Consider the following 19,767-nt stretch of genomic DNA (forward strand, 5'->3'; position numbering starts at 1 on the left):
CCATTGGATTTAACAGGAAGTGGCGTGGGAATTTTAGGAAATGGTGCCCCTAGCCGGGATCGAACCAGCACTCCTTGCGGAACTCGATTTTGAGTCGAGCGCGTCTACCAATTCCGCCATAGGGGCTCAGGCCGGGCGGCCTGGATGGGCGCGGACTATACGGTTGGAGGCCTGTTCGTCAACTGGCCAATTCCCGAGACCCCATGTAGCTCAAACCCAGGCTTTCGATTTCGTCGATCGGAGGCTTCGGTCTAAAGTGGGCATCTCAGCCCGTTTGAACCCTTCTACCGCAACAGCGGAATGCCGATGAATACCGACGCCCCATCCATGAGCCAATGCGCCGTCGCCAGCGGCAGGATGCGGCGCACGCGCAGGTACACGAGGGTGATGAATGTCGAATGCGCGATGGGTGCCAAGAGCCGGTAGAGCATGAAGTGTGGGTCGAACGTCAGCGGCATCACCGCATGCTGAAACGACCAGGAAAACGCTACGACGGCAACGGCAAATCCCGTGCTTCCCGACAAGACTTGGAAACGCGGCAGAAGATAGCCGTTATAGGTGGTCTGCTCCGTAATGCCCCAGACCAACGGAAAGATCAGCACCCCGTAGAGCGCAGGCAAGAGCGGCAAAGGTCCGTATATTTGCGGTGCGTCAGGGTTGCCATAGACCAACAGGCTGCTGGCGGTGATCCCAGCGTAGATGAAAACGAGGCTCGGGAGGATGAGCGCAACGCCCAACAACAGATCGCGCCCCAAGCGTTTGCGATCGAAACCGACCAAATCGAGCAACGTGATGCCCTCGCGCCGCGCAAGGCACCAAAGGAGTCCAAGGCAGCCCGCGTCGATCAAGCTGCCATATACCGGCAGCCAAGCCCGTGCGTCGCGCCAGGGCGTCGCCGAACCGTGCGCAGCGTACACGGCCGCAACCAGGCCCTGCGCGGCAACAGCGAAAGCCGACCGCGCGAACAACATCAGGGCGGGGCCGGACCATGTCAGCGCGCCGGCAGATCGCCGCTCGAGAATGGCGGCACGGGAGTTCGGGATTATGGCTTCGCTCATGATCGATGAAGTTGGGATCGGCTTCCGAACGTTATGGTGGAAACGAGTTCAGCCAAGTCCGGTTTCCGGAGTGAAAGCAGAATGTATCGAGCCGGCCATGAGCAAAACATCATCACCGAGGGCGGCTCACATCTCCTCGAGGGCGTCGGCAATATAGCCGCCGGTCTGAAGCTTCCACAGTCGGGCATAGAGCCCGTCGCGCTCCAGCAGCGCCGATGGTTTTCCCTCCTCGACGATGCGGCCTTTGTCGAGGACGACGATCCGGTCCATCCTGGCAATCGTCGACAGGCGATGGGCGATGGCGATCACAGTTTTGCCTTCCATCAGAAGAGCGAGCTTGTCCTGGACCGCCGCCTCGGCCTCGCTGTCCAATGCGGACGTCGCCTCATCGAGAACCAGGATTGGCGCGTCCTTGAGCAACACCCGGGCGATCGCGACGCGCTGACGCTGGCCGCCGGAAAGTTTTACCCCGCGGTCGCCGACGAAAGCGTCGTAGCCGGTGCGGCCTTCGCCATCTCTGAGATCGGCGATGAAGCCGTCGGCCTCGGCCAGCATCGCGGCGCGCTCCAACGCCTCCGGCGGGGCATCGGGCCGGCCATAACGGATGTTGTCGCCGACGGAGCGATTCAGCAGTGAGACGTCCTGGGTGACGACGCCGATGCTCTCCCGAAGGCTGGCCTGGGTCACGCTGCGGAGATCCTGCCCATCGATCAGGATCGCGCCGCCCTTCAGCTCGAAGAACCTCAGGAGCAGGCTGACAAGGGTCGACTTGCCGGCCCCGGAGAGGCCGACGAGCCCGACCTTCTCGCCGGCGCGCACGGTGAGCGACAGGTCTTCGATCACCCGTTGACCCTCGCGGTATTCGAACTGGATGTTCTTGAACTCGACTTCGCCGGCCGTGACGTCGAGCGGCTTGGCGTTCGGCGCGTCTTTTATGGTCGGCGGCGTCGTCACGACCAGCATTGCGTCGCGGATCGTGCCCACCGCCTGGAAAATCTGCTGGCCCATCTGCAGGAAGGCACGGGAGTTGGCATTGAGCCGCTGCACGATGGCGATCGAAGCGGCGAACTGACCAACCGTGACGAAGCCGGCGACAAATCCCCAGAGCCCTATGGCAACGTTGGTGAGAAAGAGGGCAACGTTGAGCAGGACGACGCCCATATCGGTCGTCAGATAGATGCGCCTTTCGCGCTGCTGGGTCTCGATGGCGTTTTCCATCACGGTCCGCATCGCGCCCGCCTCGCTGTCTTCCGCCGCAAACAGCTTGACCATCTGAATGTTGCTGTAGAGGTCGGTCATGGCGCCGACCACGAGGCTTCGCCCCCGCGCCGAGCGGCGCGACCGCTTAGAATATTGGGGTACCGCCACCACCGCAATGGCGATGTTGGCGGAGATCCAGAGGAAAACCGGAAGCGCCAGCGGCCAGGACAACGCGCCAAGCAGAACGAGCGAACCGACGAGTTGCACCAGAAACAGCGGTATTCTGTAGAAGGCCACGACGATCTGCTGCTGCACGGCGGATGCGACTTGCGAAATGCGCGACGCCACCTGACCTGCGAAGAGGTCGTGGAAGAAGGCAAGATCCTGACGTTCCACCGCCTTGTGGCCCTGCCACTGCATCGCCGCCGGCATGCATACGGCCACCGTCTGCGAGTTCAGCGCATTGCCCACGAAGATGAGCAACGGCAGCACGGGGAAAACCAGCACGCCGAGCACGACCAGCGTCGGCCAGTCCTCCTGCAGGAAAACCGCCGCGCCCTTCGCGCTCACCCCATCGACGACGAACGAGGCCCCCCAAATCGTCGCAAGGTTGATCCCCTCGACCGCCATCATCAGGACGGTAATGGCCGCAAGGGTGCCGCGGAACATCCGCGCAAAATGCAGGAGCAGCGCAAACGGCCCGCTCGCAGGCAGCGGCGCGGGTGGAATATCCAGCGGACGGATGAGCTTCTCAAAGGCGCGATAAATGAAATCAGACAACGACATGGCGGCGCAAAGGGCGAAGCAGGGAGAGAGGATGCGACAGGAATCGCCGGTATTTAAACACGGATCGTGTTCGGCCGGAAAACCCACGATGTAATTGGAAACTGCCTTGACGCACTTCAGGCAGGCAAGTGTTCGACGCCATGGCTTGCTCGTCAATCAACTGGCCAAATCCCGACATCTGGGCTCGCTCAAGCCTCAGCCTTTCGATTTCGTGAAGCAGCTGCCATTGTGCAGCGCGGAAAATCTTTCTAGACAGGCGGCGCATGTCATTGAAGCGCACCTTGTCCGACGAGGTTGATGCGGGGCGCTTCCAAGTCTTGTTTGTACATGTCGTGATCCCAAGACCGCTTCTGGTTTGGGCGTGCATTAGGAGTGCCGATGCTTCGCGGACTTTACGACTGGACCTTGTCGCTGGCGGCGAGCAAATCGGCCGAATGGTGGCTTGCCTTCATCGCCTTCGTCGAGAGCTCGGTGTTCCTGGTGCCGGCCGACGTCCTCTATCTGCCGATGGCGCTGTCGCGGCCGGATCGCGCCTATCGTTACGCGCTGGTCGCCACCGTCGCCTCGGTGCTGGGCGGCATCGCCGGCTGGTTCATCGGCCATTATGCCTATGATGCGGTGGCGCGGCCGATCCTCGAATTTTATGGCAAATATGACGAGTTCGAAGCGATGCGCGTCTCATCGGGTGTCGGCTTCATCATCCTGATGCTGGTCACCTCCGGCCTCGCCCATCTGCCGCCGATCAAGGTTGTGACGATCCTGTCGGGCGTCATCGGTGTTCCCTTGCTGCTGTTCATCGTGCTGGCAATCGTGGCGCGCGGTGCTCGCTTCCTGTTTCTCGCGTGGCTCTTGCGCCGCTATGGCGAGCCGATCCGCCACTTCATCGAAAAGCGCCTTGGCCAGCTTGCAGGCGCCGCCGCCGCTGCCCTGATTTTGCTCTATATCGTCGTCAAATACGCCGTCTGAACGGCATCGAACCGAATGGACTGAGTCCGATGACAGCGACCGTGAATGCCGATACCGGACGCCAGCGGCTGCGCACCGCCCTGTTTCTCGCTGTCGCCATGGCCGCCACGGTCGGCTCGGCGCTGGCCTTCCAGTATCTCGGCGGCTACATCCCCTGCAAGCTCTGCCTCGAGCAGCGCACGCCTTACTACGTCGGCGTGCCCTTGATGCTGCTGGCGGTGCTTGCGTCGGCTCTTCACGCGCCAGCCTGGGTAAGCCGTGGCCTGCTGGCTATTGGCGGCCTGCTGATGCTCTACGGCGTCTATCTCGGCGTTTATCACTCCGGCGTCGAATGGGCGTGGTGGCCAGGCCCGACCGATTGCACTGCAGCCGCCGGGCCGGTGGACACCGGCGGCAAGGGCGTGCTCGATGCGCTCGACAAATTCGTCCCGCCCTCCTGCGACAAGGCGGCGCTCCGCATCCTCGGCCTGTCGCTGGCCGGCTGGAACGCCATCGCCAGCTTTGTCCTGGCAGTCGTAGCCTTCCGCAGCGCCTTCGCCCGCGACTGAGCGGCACAACGCAGAGTTCGTCCAGAAATTCGTCAGGCCGGAGTGCATGACGTGGCTTTCGAGAACCGGAGCGGAGCGTACTAAAGTACGTGAGCACCGGAAGCGCAGAAAGCTGCGTCAGGCGACCGGTATGGCGGATTTCTGCCGAACTCTATGGCTCGAGTTCGACATCCCAGTACAGATAATCCATCCAGCTTTCGTGTAGATGGTTGGGCGGGAACAGCCGGCCGTTATTATGCAAATCATGCACCGTCGGCTGGTAGGGCTTCTGCAGCGGCCACATCTTGGCGTGGGCCGGCATCATGCCGCCCTTCCTCAGATTGCAGGGCGAGCAGGCAGCGACGACATTCTCCCAGGTCGTGGCGCCGCCGCGATGGCGAGGAATGACATGGTCGAACGTCAGATCGTCCGGCGTGCCGCAATATTGGCATTGGAAACGGTCACGCAGGAAGACGTTGAAACGGGTAAACGCCGGATGCCTCGACGGCTTCACGTAAGCCTTCAGGCTGACGACGCTCGGCAGCTTCATCGAAAAGGTCGGTGAAGAGACGGCGTGTTCGTATTCGGCGACGATGTTCACCCTCTCGAGGAACACCGCCTTGATGGCATCCTGCCAGGACCAGAGCGACAGGGGGTAATAGCTGAGCGGACGGTAATCCGCATTCAGCACCAGCGCTGGAAGCCCATCCGGAGATACGGCAACCGTCACGTCGTTGACCTCCTTCACCCTAGAACCGGTCGACGCGGATACTGTAAGCCCGACATGACAGGGATGTGAAGCGGATTGTCGATCATGCCGGGTCTCAAAAACGCATGATTTCAATGCTTTTTTGCGGATTCAGGCCGGAGGCGCGGCATCCCTGCCCTTCAATTCGCGATAATAAGCCCAGAAAAGCCGCGATGCGACACCGCGCCACGGGCTCCATGATTCGGCAAGCCGGATCAGCATTTTCTCCGGCGGACGCGGGTCGATGCCGAGTGCATGGCCGACCGCGCTCTGCAATGCAACGTCGCGCGCCGGAAAGATATCTGGGTGTCCGGCGGCAAACAAAAGGTAGACTTCAGCCGTCCACGAGCCGATGCCCGGCACCTTGGTCATGGCCGCGATCGCCTCGCTTGCATCGAGCCGGCACAGGTGATCGAGGTCGAGTCCCTCGGCCACCGCCCGGGCGACGGCAACCAGGCCGCGCTGCTTGGGCCGCGACAGCCCGGCCTCGCGAAAGATCGCCTCGTCGGCGGCAAGTATCGCCTGCGGCGTCAGCGGATCGAGCAGTCTCGTCAGCCGGCCGAAGATGGCATCGGCGCTCGCGCGGGACACTTGTTGTGAAACGACGATCGAGGCAAGGCTCCTGAACCCCGGCTCCGACAGCCTGAGCGGCACCTCGCCGGCCATGCCGCGCACTTTTTCCAGGCGTGGGTCGAGTAAGCATAGCCTATCCAGCCCTTGCGCAATGTCGTCGAGACTGGCGATGCGTTGCATGTCTGCTTGTTCCAAAATCAAAAGTGCCGCACGCTTCGTCACGTGTCCCTCTGGACGCACGACGCCACCGGCGCAAAGTAGCAATTGGCGAAAGCGCCACACAACCCGATTGCCGCCGGACAATGACACTGCTGACATTCCGCTTCGCGCCGAGCCCGAACGGCGAACTGCATCTCGGCCATGCCTATTCGGCGCTGCTCAATCAGAAATTGGCAAAGGCGGCGGGCGGACGCCTGCTGCTGCGCATCGAGGATATCGACACGACGCGCTGCACGCCGGAATTCGAGGCAGGCATTTTTCGCGATCTGAAATGGCTGGGGCTTGGCTGGGAGGAACCGGTGCGCCGCCAGTCCGAGCATTTTGCCGAATATCGGGCGATGCTCGAGCGGCTGATCAAGGAAGAACTTGTCTACCCGGCCTTCATGAGCAGAAGTGATATCCGCGCCTTCATCGCCGACAGCGAGAAGCGTGGCCGCGACTGGCCGCGCGACCCGGACGGCGTGCCGCTCTATCCCGCCGCCGACAAGGCGTTGACGGCGAGCGAACGCAAGCGGCGCGTTGCCGAAAATGTGCCATTTGCCTGGCGGCTGGACGTCGATGCTGCAATAGCGCGCGCCGGCAAGGACCTGTCATGGGCCGAATACACGGACGAGACGCTCTCCGCGACGCGTCGTGTCGAAGCCCATCCGCAGGATTGGGGCGACGTGGTCGTGGCGCGCCGCGAAATCCCGACCAGTTATCACCTCGCCGTCACCATGGACGACGCGCTGCAGGGCGTCAGCCATGTCGTGCGCGGCCAGGACCTTTATTCCGCGGCCAGCGTGCAGCGGCTGCTTCAGCAACTGCTTGGCCTGCCGCAGCCGGCCTATTTTCACCATCGCCTGATCCTCGGCCCGGACGGACGAAAACTGTCGAAGAGCCTTGGCAATACCGGCCTTGCCGCCCAGCGTAAGGCGGGCGCATCGCCCGCCGATCTCAAGCGGCTGGTCGGTCTCTAGACTAGACCGGTGAGCTCGCGGCCATCAACGGCGCTCCTTCAATTCAAATGACTCTATGGATCAACCGTTTGGTTTTGCTTGCCGGCCCGAACGGCATTAAGCAGTCGCCGCAGTCGATCCCTCACCCGAATTCATCGCGGCCTCCGGAAATGCACAGCCTCAAGCGGTTCATCCCCGCCTCTTTCGTCGTCCTGTGGGCGACCGGCTTCATCGGCGCGCGCTATGCCATGCCGTGGGCGGAGCCCTTTACGTTCCTGGCCGCGCGCTTTGTCCTGGCCGCAATCCTGCTTGTCGCTTTGATGGCCGCACTTGGTTCGAGCCGCGCCACCCGCGATGAGGCGCTGCACGCGACCGGTGCCGGCATCCTGATGCATGGCATCTATCTCGGCGGCGTGTTCTGGGCAATCCACCGGGGCATGCCCGCCGGACTTTCAGCCCTGATCGTCGGCCTGCAGCCGCTGATCACGGCAGTGCTCGCCGGCCGGCTTCTCGGCGAGGCCATCCTGCCGCGCCACTGGGCCGGTCTCGGCCTCGGGTTGATCGGCGTGGTGATCGTGCTCTGGCCGAAGCTCGGCGCGCTCGGCGGCGGCGTGACGGCCGAGACACTGGGCGCCTCGCTGGTCTCGGTACTCGGCATGAGCGCCGGCACCATCTGGCAGAAGCGCTTTGCTTCCGGCGGCGATCTGGTGGCTGCCACGTTCTGGCAATATGTCGGCGGCGCATCGGTGATGGCTCTGGCCTCGCTCGCCTTCGAGACCCGAACGGTCCTCGTCAACGGCGAACTGATCTTCGCCATGGCCTGGCTCGTGCTGGTGCTGTCGATCGGCGCCATCTTCCTGTTGATGGTGATGATCCGCGACGGCGAAATGTCGAAGGTCGCCTCGCTGTTTTACCTCGTCCCGGCTGTCACCGCGGTCATCGCCTGGGCATTGTTCGGTGAGCACTTGAGCCCGCTCCAGATCGCCGGCATGGCGATCGCGACGCTCGGCGTCGGGCTGGCGACGGCTCAGCCGCCGACGCGGGCACGCGCCTCTAAATAGCGGCTGATCGCGGCGTTGAGCTCGCCACCGAGGATGAAGATCGCTGAGACGATATAGAGGAACACGACGGCGATCATGATCGAGGCGAGGCCGGCATAGGTCGTCACATAGGACGAGAAATGATCGAGATAGGCGGCGAAGATGGTCGACCCGATGAGCCAGCCGACCAGCGTGAAGATGATGCCAGGCACGATCGAAACGAGGCGGCGCTTGCCGGCCGGCAACCAGAAATGCACGGCGAACAGGCCGCCGATGATGACTACAGAGGCGATGACGTAACGCCACAGCGTGATCGTGCCCATATAGGGTTTTATCCATTCGAAATGCGACTCGGCCAGCCGTGCCAGCAATGGCGCGAAGACCAGCAGCACGCTGATGGCCAAAAACCCGGCCGTCGCGATCAGCACGAAGATGATGCTCTGCACCCGCCGATAGATGATGCCGCGCGTTTCCGAGACACGATAGGCCCGGTTGAGCGAGGTGCGCAGCGCCTCGATGCCGTTCGAGGCGAAATATCCGGCAAGCACGATACCGTAGGTCAACAGGTCACTGCGCCGGACGGTAAGCACGTTGAGCACCTCGCGCGCGATCGGTTTGGCGATCTGCTCGGGCCATGTGTCGAACACAAGGTGCACGGCGGTGTCGGCGAAAGCCTGCGCGCCGAAAAAACTCGCCAGCGTCGTGGCGAAGATCAGGAAAGGAAAAAGCGCCATCAGCGCGGTGATCGCCAGATGGCTGGCCATTGCCCAGCCGTCGTCGGTGTTGAAATGGCCGAGCGCGTCGTAGAGGACGCGTTTGAGGGCTACGATCTTCCGCAACAAGAACCGCGTTCCCTTCGATTGTCCCGACGCCGCGAATATGGGAAGGGTTTGCGGTAAATGACAACCCTAGGTCAAACCACCATTCCTCCCGGTGAAGAGTTGCGCACCATCATTGTCACAGGTGCCTCTTCCGGTATAGGCGCCTATTGCGCCCATGCTCTTAAGAAGGAAGGCTGGCGGGTGTTCGCGACGGCCCGAAAGCCTGAAGATATCGCTGCGCTCGAGGCCGACGGCATCGAGGCCTTTTATCTGGACTACACCGAGCCCGGATCGATCGAGGCGCTGGTGGCGTCGGTGCTGGAACGGACCGGCGGCCGGCTCGATGCGCTCTTCAACAATGGCGCCTACGGACAGCCCGGCGCCGTCGAGGACCTGCCGGTCGAGGCTTTACGGCAGCAGTTCGAGGCCAATGTCTTTGGCTGGCATGACCTCACTCGCCGTGTCGTACCGGTGATGCGCCGCCAAGGCCATGGTCGTCTCGTTCATTGCTCGTCGATCCTCGGCCTGGCGCCGGTGCCTTTTCGCGGCGCCTACTCGGCATCGAAGCACGCTATCGAAGGGCTGATGCTGTCCCTCTACCAAGAACTCCTCGGCAGCGGAATCCATGTTTCGCTGATCGAGCCCGGGCCGGTGAAATCGAAGATCGCCAGCAACAGCCTTGCGTGGTTCCTGGCGAATATCGATCACGAGAAGTCCGTTCATCGCCTCGCCTATGCGGCGCAACTCAAACGGCTGCGGGCCGGCGGCAGCACATCGCGGCTGAAGCCCGGGCCGGAGGTGGTTTATGCCGCCTTGCACCATGCGCTTCTGTCGCGGCGCCCACACCCGCATTATGTGGTAACAGTGCCGGCCAGGATCGGCGCGATCCTTAAACGCATCCTGCCGTCATCGGTACTCTACCGTCTGCTCGCCAAACGCGCCTGAACGCAATCCAACCTGGAACACACCATGGCAACCGTCTTCAACATCCTCGCCGTTCTCGTCATGGTCGCCGTGGTGATCGTGCTGATCCGCGGCCTCATCAACATGATGCGCGGCGGCTCCAGCATGACCTCCAACAAGCTGATGCAGACGCGCGTGCTGTTGCAGTTCGTGGCCTTGGTGCTGATCATGCTGGCGGTGTATTTCACTCGTAAGTGACGCAGCAGCCACCAGCCGGGAGGTAACCCGTGGTCAAGCTCAACAAGATCTACACCCGCACTGGCGACGATGGCACCACAGGCCTCGGCTCTGGCGAGCGGCGGCTGAAATCCGACCTTCGCATCGACGCCTACGGCACGGTCGACGAGGCCAATGCCTGCATCGGCATGGCCCGCATTCATACCGCGGCAGTAAATCCGGCGATCGATGCGATGCTCGGCCGCATCCAGAACGACCTTTTCGACCTCGGCGCCGATCTGGCAGTTCCCGATAATGGCAAGCCGCTCGACTACGAGCCGTTGCGCATCATCGCCTCGCAGACCGACCGCATCGAACAGGATATCGATCTCCTCAACAAGGACCTTGAGCCGCTCAAATCCTTCGTGCTCAACGGCGGTACGCCGGCAGCGGCTGCCCTTCACCTCGCCCGCACGGTGGCCCGCCGCGCCGAGCGCATCATGGTGGCGCTGTCGCAAGACCCGGACGAGCACGTCAACCGCGAGGCGATAAGATACATCAACCGTGTCTCGGACTTTCTGTTCGTCGCCGCACGCGCGGTCAATGACAACGGAAATGCCGACGTGCTATGGGTTCCCGGCAAGAACCGCTGAATCCGCCGGAAGCGGGAGAGGCCCGATGTTCATCCCGCTTTACGACACCAACCGGCTGCGGCACATCAAGCTGCAATATGTGACGATCAGCCTGATCGCGCTCAACGTGCTGATCTACTTTGTCACCACACTGGGCGGCGAGGATTTCGCCAACGCCGCGGTGCTGGGCCTCGGTTTCATCCCGTCGGTTGTGCATGACAGCGTCGAGCTCGCTCCGCAATTTGTCGTCATTCCGGAGAGCCTGAGCTATCTGACCTATTCCTTCCTGCACGCGGATATCTTCCACCTCGGCGGCAACATGCTGTTCCTGTGGGTGTTCGGCGACAATGTCGAGGATGCACTCGGCCATGTCCGCTACCTCGTCTTCTACCTGCTTTGCGCCATCGCCGGCGCTTTCTTCCAGGGTCTGGTTGCCTGGGATTCGCCGGTGCCGCTGATTGGCGCGTCGGGCGCCATCGCCGGTGTGGTCGCCGCCTATCTGATCCTTTATCCGCGGGTGAAGGTATGGGTGCTGGTCTTCGCGCGCATCCCGTTGCGCATCCCGGCCTTCATCCCGCTGATCCTGTGGATCCTGTTCCAGATCTTCATGTTCGCCCAGGGGGGCGAGGATCAGGTTTCCTGGGCCTGCCATATCGGCGGCATCATCGCTGGAGCCGTGCTGGTGCTTGTCTTGCGCAGCCGCGGCGTACCGCTACTCGCCGGCGCAGACGAGGAGCCGGCCGTGGTCGCCGGTCCGGTGCCCGTAGCCGTGGAGCCGGCGCCAAGCGACCCACAACCTGCGCAGCCGGCGCCGCGCTGGGGCCGGGGGACCGTTTCCGGTCCGGACTGAACCGATTTGAGTGCTTCGCCGAGGATCCGAGTGCGCCCCGGATATTGACGCGCGGGGTCGCCGCAACTACGGAAGCGCCACCCTACTGGCGTGGCGAAGACCAGAATTCCGTCCGGAATGTCGGCTTTCGACAACTCTGAAGAGGTGCACGCTGCTATAGCGCGCCCGACGAGCGTGAAGAGACTATCGTGAAAGAGGTGACAGGCAAATGAAGATCCTTGTGCCCGTGAAGCGGGTTGTGGATGCGAACGTCAAGGTCCGGGTTAAGGCGGACGGTTCGGCGGTGGAACTCGCCAACGTCAAGATGGCGATGAACCCGTTCGACGAGATCGCGGTCGAAGAGGCGATCCGGCTGAAGGAAGCTGGCAAGGCCGAAGAGATCATCGTCGTGTCGATCGGGCCGCAGCAGGCACAGGAGACCTTGCGCACGGCGCTCGCCATGGGCGCCGACCGCGCCATCCTGGTCAAGACCGACGAGCAGACTGAGCCGCTGGGCGTCGCCAAGGTGCTGAAGGGCGTCGTCGAGGCAGAACAGCCCGGCCTTGTCATTCTCGGCAAGCAGGCGATCGACGACGATTCCAACCAGACCGGCCAGATGCTGGCCGCACTTCTCGGCTGGGCGCAGGGCACCTTCGCCTCCAAGATCGTGCTCGACGGTGACAAGGCCACGGTGACGCGCGAGGTCGATGGCGGCCTGCAGACGCTGGAACTGAAGATGCCGGCGATCGTCACGGCCGATTTGCGGCTGAACCAGCCACGCTACGCGTCTCTGCCCAACATCATGAAGGCCAAGAAGAAGCCGCTCGACGAGAAGAGCCCTGCCGATTACGGCGCCGACGTCAAGCCGCGGCTTAAAGTGATCAAGACCGAGGAGCCGGGCGGCCGCAAGGCGGGCGTCAAGGTCAAGAGCGTCGCCGAACTGGTAGACAAGCTGAAGAACGAAGCCGGCGTGCTCTAAGGAAATCCGATGAGGCCGGCCTGCAAACGGCCGGTTTCTCCGCTTCCGGTGCTCACGTACTGAAGTACGCTCCGCTCCGGTTCTCGAAACCAACCGTTTTCGACTCGGCCTGACCGGATTTCAGGAGCCTCGAAGACGAAAGTCAGGAAAACATCATGGCTATTCTTCTGATTGCCGAACACGACAACGCTGCGCTTTCCGACCAGACCGCCAAGGCGCTTTCGGCGGCGCTGCAGATCGGTTCGGACGTGCATGTGCTGGTTGCCGGCAAAGGTGCCAAGCCGGCAGCGGATGCCGCCGCCAAGCTCAAGGGCGTCACCAAGGTGCTGCTCGCCGACGCCGACGAACTGACCGAGCGTCTCGCCGAACCGCTGGCGGCACTCGTCGTTTCGCTTGCTGAGCCATACGAGACGATCATCGCGCCGGCGACCTCGTCGGGCAAGAACGTCGCGCCCCGCGTGGCAGCGCTGCTCGATGTCGCCCAGATATCTGAAATCATCGAAGTCGTGTCGCCCGACACCTTCAAGCGGCCGATCTATGCCGGCAACGCCATCCAGACGGTGCAGTCCAGTGACGCCAAGAAGGTCATCACGGTGCGTACCGCTTCCTTCCAGGCAGCACCCGAGGGCGGTTCCGCGCCGGTCGAGACGGTCCAGGCGGCGGCCAATCCCGGCCTGTCGAGCTTTGTCGAGAACAAGCTCTCCGAGACCGACCGTCCGGAGCTGACCTCGGCCAAGATCATCATCTCGGGCGGCCGTGCGCTGGGCTCCTCCGAGAAGTTCCAGGAGGTCATCCTGCCGGTCGCCGACAAGCTCGGTGCGGCGGTTGGCGCATCTCGCGCCGCCGTCGATGCCGGCTATGCGCCGAACGACTGGCAGGTCGGCCAGACCGGCAAGGTGGTAGCGCCCGACCTTTATATTGCCGTCGGCATCTCCGGTGCCATCCAGCACCTTGCCGGCATGAAGGATTCGAAGGTGATCGTTGCCATCAACAAGGACGAGGAAGCGCCGATCTTCCAGGTCGCCGACTACGGTCTCGTCGGCGATCTCTTCGTCATTCTGCCGGAACTGCAAAAGGCGCTTTGACGCCTTCTGCCAAAGCGTATTAAATTCTGAGGGGTGGGGTAGACGAAGTCGCCCCGCCCTTTTAGTTTGCACTGCACAAAAAACGGGCCGCAAAGGCCTCGACGGGATCGGGTAATGAGCAAGATCGAGACGATCGGCATCATCGGCGCGGGCCAGATGGGTGGCGGCATCGCCCATGTGTCGGCGCTGGCGGGCTATAAGGTGCTGGTTTACGATATTTCGCCCGACCGCATCGAAAAGGGCATCGCTACGATCAGCGGCAACATGGCCCGTCAGGTCGGCTCCGGCAAACTCGAGGAAAAGCTGCGCAATGAGGCGATGGCGCGCATTTCGGCGGCACCGGTCATGGCCGACCTTGCGGGCGCCGATCTGGTGATCGAAGCAGCGACCGAGGACGAGACGGTCAAGCGCAAGATCTATGCCCAGCTCTGCCCGCAGCTCAACCCCGAGGCCATCCTGGCGACGAACACATCATCGATCTCGATCACACGGCTGGCTTCGCAGACCGACCGGCCGGAACGCTTCATCGGCATACATTTCATGAATCCGGTTCCGGTGATGAAACTGGTCGAACTGGTGCGCGGCATCGCCACCGAGGACCAGACCTTCGAGGCGGCAAAAACCTACGTGAAGCAGCTCGACAAGACGATCACCGTCTCGGAGGATTTCCCGGCCTTCATCGTCAACCGCATCCTGCTGCCGATGATCAACGAGGCGATCTACACGCTCTATGAAGGTGTCGGCTCGGTCGACGCCATCGATACCGCCATGAAGCTCGGCGCCAACCATCCGATGGGGCCGCTGCAGCTTGCCGATTTCATCGGGCTCGATACCTGCCTGTCGATCATGCAGGTGCTGCATGACGGGCTGTCGGATTCGAAATACCGCCCCTGCCCGCTGCTGGTCAAATATGTCGAGGCCGGCTGGCTCGGCCGCAAGACCGGGCGCGGCTTCTACGACTATCGCGGCGAGCATCCCGTTCCGACACGCTGATCGCCTCGCTACCAGCGCACATAAAGTCGTCCGCCGAGCGCCCCGAGCACGGCAAGGATGGCGACCGCGATCGTATACCAGGTGCCGACGAAAAGCGGCGAATCGTCGAAGCAATGCGCCGCATAGAAGGTCGCCGCCAGCCCGCCGGCAAGCAGGCCCGCGGCCGCACCGGCAAGCACCGGCCTTGTCGGCGCGCCATGGCGCAGCACCGCGAGAAAGACGGCAAGCGGGCCGATCCCGATCAACGGAATGAAGGTCATGCAGATGACCATGTTCGTGCCGACCAGGCGCGTGCCCCAGTCGGACGCAGGCACGGCGAAGAGTTCGAGAATCACAGCCACAATCACCAGCAGCGGCGCGGCGACCATCCAGCTCACCGCCCGGCCGGTCGATGCACCGGGCGTCGACAGCCCACGCACCAGGACAAAGGCGCTGGCGGCAAGAGCAATCGTGAAGACGAATTTGGACAGGAACCGCATCGTGTGCATGGCGATCGCAATGTCGGGGCGCGGGCCGATCGTCAGCCAGAAAACCGCGGCCGCGATCACGATGGCCGCGCCGGTGGCAAGCCACCAGGTGGTGCCTAGCGGCAGCGCCTTGCTGCGGGCATCGGCGTCGAGCGCCTTGATGAGATCTTCGGTCCTCATGTTATTCCCGCCCCGCCCTGAACCGTTTGGCAATGGCGGCAAGCCCGCGGTGCAGTGACACCCGCACAGCCGTCTCGCTGATGCCGAATTTGGCCGCGGTCTCACCGATTGACCGGCCTTCGACCGATACGGCCGAGACGACGGAACGCTGTGCCGGCGACAGGCTGTCGAGCGCCCGGTTGATGTCGCGCTCGCTCACCGTCTCCGATTCCGGCTCGGCAAAGGTCTCGGCGATTTCGTCGATCTCGATCTCGATCCGCCGACCGCGCCGCCGGAACGCATCGATCAGCTTGAAGCGGGCTATTGCATAGACCCAAGGCAGCACCGGCGCATCATGGCGCCAGGTGTGTCGTTTCACATGAATGGCCAGCAAGGTTTCCTGCACGACATCCTCGGGATCCACCCCGCCCTGCACGATCTTGCGCCGGGCAAAGCCACGAACGAGCGCGGCGATCCGGTGCAGAAAGTCGGCATAGGCCCTTTCGTCTCCGGCGATCGCGGCCCGCAGCAGGCGTGAAAGCTCGGCTTCGTCCTTGCCGCTCACAAGAGTTCACTCCCCGATATTCGCGTCTCGGCGCTGATTTGTTACGGGGCCGGCGAAATAATGTCCAAGGCAAATTAGCTGAGCATCACGAAAGTTTGCTCCTTTTGAGCGATTGAGTGGGCCAGCAATGTTGACTGCACCAGTCAGGTATTGGTAGGTGCAGCGTGCCAAGCCAAAGACCATCGAAATCGAGGACGACGCCATGAAATATGCTCTTTCCGCCCTTGCCGGTGCGACAGCACTTGCAATCAGCCTGATCGCCGGCCCGGCAATAGCAGAGGACGAGGGCATCGTCGTCTACAACGCCCAGCACGAAAACCTGACCAAGGCCTGGGCGGAGGGATTCACCAAGGAAACCGGCATCAAGGTTACCGTCCGCAATGGCGGCGACAGCGATTTCTCCAATCAGATCGTTGCGGAAGGCACCGCTTCGCCCGCCGATGTATTCCTGACGGAGAATTCGCCGGCCATGGCATTAGTCGAGGCGGCCGGCCTGTTCGCACCGGTCGGCACCGAGACGCTGGCCCAGGTTCCGCAGGAGTACCAGCCGGCGAGCGGCAAATGGGTCGGCGTCGCCGCGCGCAGCACCGTCTTTGCCTACAACAAGACCAAGCTGAGCGCCGACCAGCTGCCCAAATCGCTGCTCGATCTCGCCGATCCGAGCTGGAAGGGCCGCTGGGCCGCTTCGCCCTCCGGCGCCGATTTCCAGGCGATCGTCAGCGCGCTTCTGCAGCTCAAGGGTGAGGCGGCGACGGCCGAATGGCTGAAGGCGATGAAGGAGAATTTTACCACCTATAAGGGCAACAGCACGGTGATGAAGGCGGTCAATGCCGGCGAGGTCGAAGGCGGCGTGATCTATCACTATTACTACTACGGCGATCAGGCCAAGACCGGCGAGAACAGCAAGAACGTCGAGTTGCACTATTTCAAGCATCAGGATCCCGGTGGTTTCGTCTCGATTTCCGGCGGCGGCGTGCTGGCCTCGAGCAAGCACCCGAAGGAAGCGCAGGCTTTCCTGAAATGGGTCACCGGCAATGGCGGCCAGGACGTGCTGAAAACAGGCGATTCGTTCGAATACGCAGTCGGCAAGGGCGCCGAGTCCAATCCGAAGCTGGTGCCGCTGGCCGATCTGCAGGCGCCGAAAGTCGACCCGACGACGCTGAACTCGAAAAAGGTGACCGACCTGATGACGGCGGCCGGCTTGCTTTAGCCGGCGTTCGTCCTAAAAGGGCAACCGACTGCGCTCCTGTGGGAATTCGCTTTCCACAGGAGCGCTCTGTTTTCAAGATGGCATTTGCCTATGACCACAAGCTACCCGCGAGATTATCCGCCGCCGATCGTTTCCGCCTCCGGGCGGAGCTGGCGCAACGTCTGATCTGATGCAATCCGCGATCGATCTCGCACGCCCAGGCTTGCCGGCCGACGCCACGGCCGTGCGGGCACGTCGTTGGTCGGTCTCATGGATTGCGTTGGCTGCCGTCTTTGTCTCGCTTTTCGCGCTGCTGCCGCTTGCCTTCATCGTCTGGGTGGCGGTGCAGACCGGCTGGGAAACGGTGGCGGCGCTGGTGTTCAGGCCGCGCGTCGGCGAACTTCTGGTCAACACCAGCCTGCTGGTGGTGTTGGCGGTGCCGATCTCGATCGTGCTGTCGGTCATGCTGGCCTGGCTGACCGAGCGCAGCGATCTGCCGGGTGCCCGCCTATGGGCCTGGCTGTCGGTGGCGCCGCTCGCCATTCCGGCGTTCGTCCACAGTTACGCCTGGGTCACCATGGTGCCCAGACTGCACGGCCTGTGGGCCGGCGTGCTTGTGTCGGTCATCGCCTATTTCCCCTTCCTTTATCTGCCGGTGGCGGCGGCATTGCGCCGGCTCGATCCCGCTCTCGAGGATGCAGCGGCAGCCCTTGGTCTCGGCCCGTGGCGTGTGTTCAGGCGTGTCGTGCTGCCGCAGCTCCGGCTCGCCATTTGCGGCGGCTCCCTGCTGGTCGGCCTGCATCTCCTGGCCGAATACGGGCTCTATGTCTTCATCCGCTTCGACACCTTCACCACCGCGATCGTCGACCAGTTCCAGTCGACCTTCAACGGTCCCGCCGCCAACATGCTGGCCGGCGTGCTGGTGACCTGCTGCCTTGTGCTGCTCGGGCTGGAGGTGCTGGTGCGCGGCGAGGAGCGCTATGCCCGCGTCGGTTCGGGTGCTGCGCGCCAGCAGCAGCGCACGGGCCTTGGGCGCGCCACCATTCCTTGCCTGCTGCTGCCTGCCATTACCACGCTGCTGGCGCTCGGCGTGCCGTTCGCCACTATCGGCCGCTGGCTCATGGCCGGCGGCGCCGATGTCTGGCGGCTCGACGAGATCGGCCTGGCGCTTGGCCAAACGCTGTTCCTAGCAATTGCCGGCGCGCTGCTCGCCACCGTCGCGGCAATGCCGATGGCGTGGATTTCGATCCGCGCGCCGGGGCGGCTGCAACGCGTCCTGGAGGGCTGCAACTATATCGTCGGCGCGTTGCCCGGCGTTGTCATCGCCCTGGCGCTGGTCACCATCGCCGTGCGTATCGCCATGCCGCTCTACCAGACCCTGTTCACCATCCTGGTCGCCTATGCGCTGATGTTCCTGCCGCGCGCCCTGATTAGCCTCAGGGCGTCGATCGCACAGGCGCCGGTCGAGCTCGAACGCGCCGCCTCCAGCCTCGGCCGGTCGCCGCTCAAGGCGCTGTGGTCGACGACCATCCGCCTGTCGGCGCCGGGCGCCGCAGCCGGCATGGCGTTGGTCGCGCTGGGTATCATGAACGAATTGACCGCAACCCAGATGCTGGCGCCCAACGGCACCCGCACGCTGGCCATGGCGTTCTGGTCCTATAGCGGCGAGATCGACTATGCGTCGGCGGCGCCTTATGCCCTGATCATGGTGGCGATGTCGCTGCCTTTGACCTGGTTGCTCTACGTCCAGTCGAAGCGGATGGCCGGGCGATGAGCTTTCTCGAGCTGAGCGGCATCCACAAGCACTACGGGCCGGTCGCAGCACTTGCCGGCGTCGACCTCAGCGTGGCCAGCGGCAGCCGTACGGCTGTCGTCGGGCCGTCCGGTTGCGGCAAGACCACCTTGCTGCGGCTGATCGCCGGCTTCGAGGCGCCGGACCAGGGCCGCATCGTGCTTGATGGCGAGGTGCTGGCCGATGGCGACACGGCCGTGCCGGCGCATCGCCGCGGCATCGGGCTGGTGGCGCAGGACGGCGCTCTATTCCCGCATCTGAGCATCGCCGCCAATATCGGCTTCGGCATGGGGCGTCACGAGGAAAAGCGCAGTGAGCGCATCGCCGAGCTCGCCTATGTCGTCGGGCTGGACAAAGGTATCCTGAAGCGCCGTCCGCACGAACTGTCCGGTGGCCAGCAGCAGCGCGTCGCGCTCGCCCGCGCCATGGCCATGAAGCCGCGGCTGATGCTGCTCGACGAGCCGTTCTCGGCGCTCGACACCGGCCTGCGCGCCTCGATGCGCAAGGCCGTGGCCGAGCTCCTTGAAACCGCCGGCATCACCACCATCCTGGTCACCCACGACCAGGCCGAGGCGCTGTCATTCGCCAGCCAGGTCGCGGTGATGCGCGACGGCAAATTCTCGCAGGTCGGCACGCCGCGCGAGCTCTATTTCAAGCCGAAGGACAGGATGGTCGCCGAGTTCCTTGGCGACGCCATCGTCCTGCCGGCAAGGATCGCCGATGGCTTCGCCATCTCGCCGCTCGGCCGCATCGCTGTCGACAGCTCGGAGCGGCGCGACGTCGCTCGCATCATGCTGCGGCCGGAGCAGGTGTTGCTGAAACGCACATCGCGTGAAGGCATGTCCGGCACGCCGGACATGCTGTTCGGCGAGGTGACGGAATCGGAGTTCGCCGGCTCGATGTGCACCATCGCGGTGCGTCTGTTGAACAGCCCCGATCCGCCCGACGCCGCCGCCATCGGCAATACGCCGTTGATCCTGCGCAAGCCGGGCATGGACGCGCCGGCGATCGGCGAGATCGTCCGGCTGACCGTGTCGGGCAAGGCGCATGTGTTTGCCTGAACGGTTTTGCGCAAGGCCGAC

21 protein-coding genes and 1 tRNA gene are annotated in these 19,767 nt (G+C 63.3%); 14 read left to right on the forward strand and 8 right to left on the reverse strand.

Annotated features, from left to right (window positions below; translation table 11 throughout):
- Positions 1-41: 41 nt before the first annotated feature.
- From NKJ32_RS12230 to NKJ32_RS12240, 3 genes are all read right to left on the reverse strand, one after another.
- Positions 42-126, reverse strand: a tRNA-Leu gene (locus NKJ32_RS12230).
- 158 nt (positions 127-284) lie between these two features.
- Positions 285-1,058: a CPBP family glutamic-type intramembrane protease gene (locus tag NKJ32_RS12235; protein WP_352570539.1), complete on the reverse strand. Its 774-nt coding sequence runs from the start codon at positions 1,056-1,058 to the stop codon at positions 285-287.
- A 126-nt stretch (positions 1,059-1,184) separates the two neighbouring features.
- On the reverse strand, positions 1,185-3,044 hold the full coding sequence (locus tag NKJ32_RS12240; RefSeq protein WP_352570540.1) for an ABC transporter ATP-binding protein: 1,860 nt from the start codon (positions 3,042-3,044) through the stop codon (positions 1,185-1,187).
- A gap of 378 nt (positions 3,045-3,422) precedes the next feature.
- Here NKJ32_RS12240 and NKJ32_RS12245 point away from each other — a divergent pair, with 378 nt between their 5' ends.
- Positions 3,423-4,010 carry a YqaA family protein gene (locus NKJ32_RS12245; protein ID WP_352570542.1) on the forward strand — a complete coding sequence of 196 codons (588 nt, stop codon included), beginning with the start codon at positions 3,423-3,425 and terminating at the stop codon, positions 4,008-4,010.
- A gap of 29 nt (positions 4,011-4,039) precedes the next feature.
- The gene (locus NKJ32_RS12250) at positions 4,040-4,558 is read left to right on the forward strand and encodes a disulfide bond formation protein B (protein ID WP_352570543.1); all 519 of its coding nucleotides are present in this window, start codon (positions 4,040-4,042) and stop codon (positions 4,556-4,558) included.
- Positions 4,559-4,709: 151 nt separating this feature from the next.
- On the opposite strand, the gene NKJ32_RS12255 is transcribed toward NKJ32_RS12250, so the two are convergent.
- Together NKJ32_RS12255 and NKJ32_RS12260 are read right to left on the reverse strand one after the other, a co-directional pair.
- Positions 4,710-5,267 carry an HNH endonuclease gene (locus NKJ32_RS12255; protein WP_023677956.1) on the reverse strand — a complete coding sequence of 186 codons (558 nt, stop codon included), beginning with the start codon at positions 5,265-5,267 and terminating at the stop codon, positions 4,710-4,712.
- A 129-nt stretch (positions 5,268-5,396) separates the two neighbouring features.
- Complete coding sequence (locus NKJ32_RS12260) at positions 5,397-6,038, reverse strand: DNA-3-methyladenine glycosylase family protein (protein WP_023677955.1); 642 nt, start codon at positions 6,036-6,038, stop codon at positions 5,397-5,399.
- A 122-nt stretch (positions 6,039-6,160) separates the two neighbouring features.
- Here NKJ32_RS12260 and gluQRS point away from each other — a divergent pair, with 122 nt between their 5' ends.
- On the forward strand, positions 6,161-7,036 hold the full coding sequence (gene gluQRS / locus NKJ32_RS12265; protein ID WP_352570545.1) for a tRNA glutamyl-Q(34) synthetase GluQRS: 876 nt from the start codon (positions 6,161-6,163) through the stop codon (positions 7,034-7,036).
- 149 nt (positions 7,037-7,185) lie between these two features.
- A complete protein-coding gene (locus NKJ32_RS12270) occupies positions 7,186-8,076 on the forward strand; it encodes a DMT family transporter (protein WP_352570546.1) in 891 nt (296 codons plus the stop codon).
- On the opposite strand, the gene NKJ32_RS12275 is transcribed toward NKJ32_RS12270, so the two are convergent.
- Positions 8,043-8,897: a YihY/virulence factor BrkB family protein gene (locus NKJ32_RS12275; protein WP_031212039.1), complete on the reverse strand. Its 855-nt coding sequence runs from the start codon at positions 8,895-8,897 to the stop codon at positions 8,043-8,045. The genes NKJ32_RS12270 and NKJ32_RS12275 overlap by 34 nt on opposite strands.
- A 57-nt stretch (positions 8,898-8,954) precedes the next feature.
- Here NKJ32_RS12275 and NKJ32_RS12280 point away from each other — a divergent pair, with 57 nt between their 5' ends.
- From NKJ32_RS12280 to NKJ32_RS12310, 7 genes are all read left to right on the forward strand, one after another.
- The gene (locus NKJ32_RS12280; protein WP_352827664.1) at positions 8,955-9,821 is read left to right on the forward strand and encodes an SDR family oxidoreductase; all 867 of its coding nucleotides are present in this window, start codon (positions 8,955-8,957) and stop codon (positions 9,819-9,821) included.
- A 24-nt stretch (positions 9,822-9,845) separates the two neighbouring features.
- The gene (locus tag NKJ32_RS12285) at positions 9,846-10,037 is read left to right on the forward strand and encodes a twin transmembrane helix small protein (RefSeq protein ID WP_023677950.1); all 192 of its coding nucleotides are present in this window, start codon (positions 9,846-9,848) and stop codon (positions 10,035-10,037) included.
- A gap of 29 nt (positions 10,038-10,066) precedes the next feature.
- Positions 10,067-10,648: a cob(I)yrinic acid a,c-diamide adenosyltransferase gene (locus tag NKJ32_RS12290; protein ID WP_023677949.1), complete on the forward strand. Its 582-nt coding sequence runs from the start codon at positions 10,067-10,069 to the stop codon at positions 10,646-10,648.
- Positions 10,649-10,673: 25 nt separating this feature from the next.
- A complete protein-coding gene (locus tag NKJ32_RS12295) occupies positions 10,674-11,477 on the forward strand; it encodes a rhomboid family intramembrane serine protease (RefSeq protein ID WP_352570548.1) in 804 nt (267 codons plus the stop codon).
- Positions 11,478-11,685: 208 nt separating this feature from the next.
- On the forward strand, positions 11,686-12,435 hold the full coding sequence (locus tag NKJ32_RS12300; protein ID WP_023677947.1) for an electron transfer flavoprotein subunit beta/FixA family protein: 750 nt from the start codon (positions 11,686-11,688) through the stop codon (positions 12,433-12,435).
- 155 nt (positions 12,436-12,590) lie between these two features.
- The gene (locus tag NKJ32_RS12305; protein ID WP_023677946.1) at positions 12,591-13,520 is read left to right on the forward strand and encodes an electron transfer flavoprotein subunit alpha/FixB family protein; all 930 of its coding nucleotides are present in this window, start codon (positions 12,591-12,593) and stop codon (positions 13,518-13,520) included.
- A gap of 114 nt (positions 13,521-13,634) precedes the next feature.
- A complete protein-coding gene (locus tag NKJ32_RS12310; protein ID WP_352570549.1) occupies positions 13,635-14,513 on the forward strand; it encodes a 3-hydroxybutyryl-CoA dehydrogenase in 879 nt (292 codons plus the stop codon).
- An 8-nt stretch (positions 14,514-14,521) separates the two neighbouring features.
- Here NKJ32_RS12310 and NKJ32_RS12315 read toward each other — a convergent pair whose 3' ends face one another.
- On the reverse strand, positions 14,522-15,160 hold the full coding sequence (locus NKJ32_RS12315; RefSeq protein ID WP_352570550.1) for an NrsF family protein: 639 nt from the start codon (positions 15,158-15,160) through the stop codon (positions 14,522-14,524).
- A gap of 1 nt (position 15,161) precedes the next feature.
- Entirely contained in the window at positions 15,162-15,704 is a 543-nt protein-coding gene (locus NKJ32_RS12320; protein ID WP_352570551.1) for a sigma-70 family RNA polymerase sigma factor, read from the reverse strand.
- Between the two features lie 202 nt (positions 15,705-15,906).
- On the opposite strand from NKJ32_RS12320, the gene NKJ32_RS12325 reads away from it, so the two are divergent.
- The 3 genes from NKJ32_RS12325 (at position 15,907) to NKJ32_RS12335 (ending at position 19,746) form a co-directional block, all read left to right on the forward strand.
- On the forward strand, positions 15,907-16,914 hold the full coding sequence (locus NKJ32_RS12325; RefSeq protein ID WP_352754708.1) for an iron ABC transporter substrate-binding protein: 1,008 nt from the start codon (positions 15,907-15,909) through the stop codon (positions 16,912-16,914).
- A gap of 169 nt (positions 16,915-17,083) precedes the next feature.
- Positions 17,084-18,667 (forward strand): ABC transporter permease, encoded by a 1,584-nt coding sequence (locus NKJ32_RS12330; protein WP_352577202.1) that lies wholly within the window; start codon positions 17,084-17,086, stop codon positions 18,665-18,667.
- Positions 18,664-19,746, forward strand: coding sequence for an ABC transporter ATP-binding protein (locus NKJ32_RS12335; RefSeq protein ID WP_352577204.1), 1,083 nt, complete (start codon positions 18,664-18,666; stop codon positions 19,744-19,746). Before NKJ32_RS12330 ends, NKJ32_RS12335 begins: the two co-directional genes overlap by 4 nt.
- Positions 19,747-19,767 lie beyond the last annotated feature (21 nt).

This window comes from Mesorhizobium sp. M0159 (assembly GCF_040322295.1).
Taxonomy (GTDB): Bacteria; Pseudomonadota; Alphaproteobacteria; order Rhizobiales; family Rhizobiaceae; genus Mesorhizobium.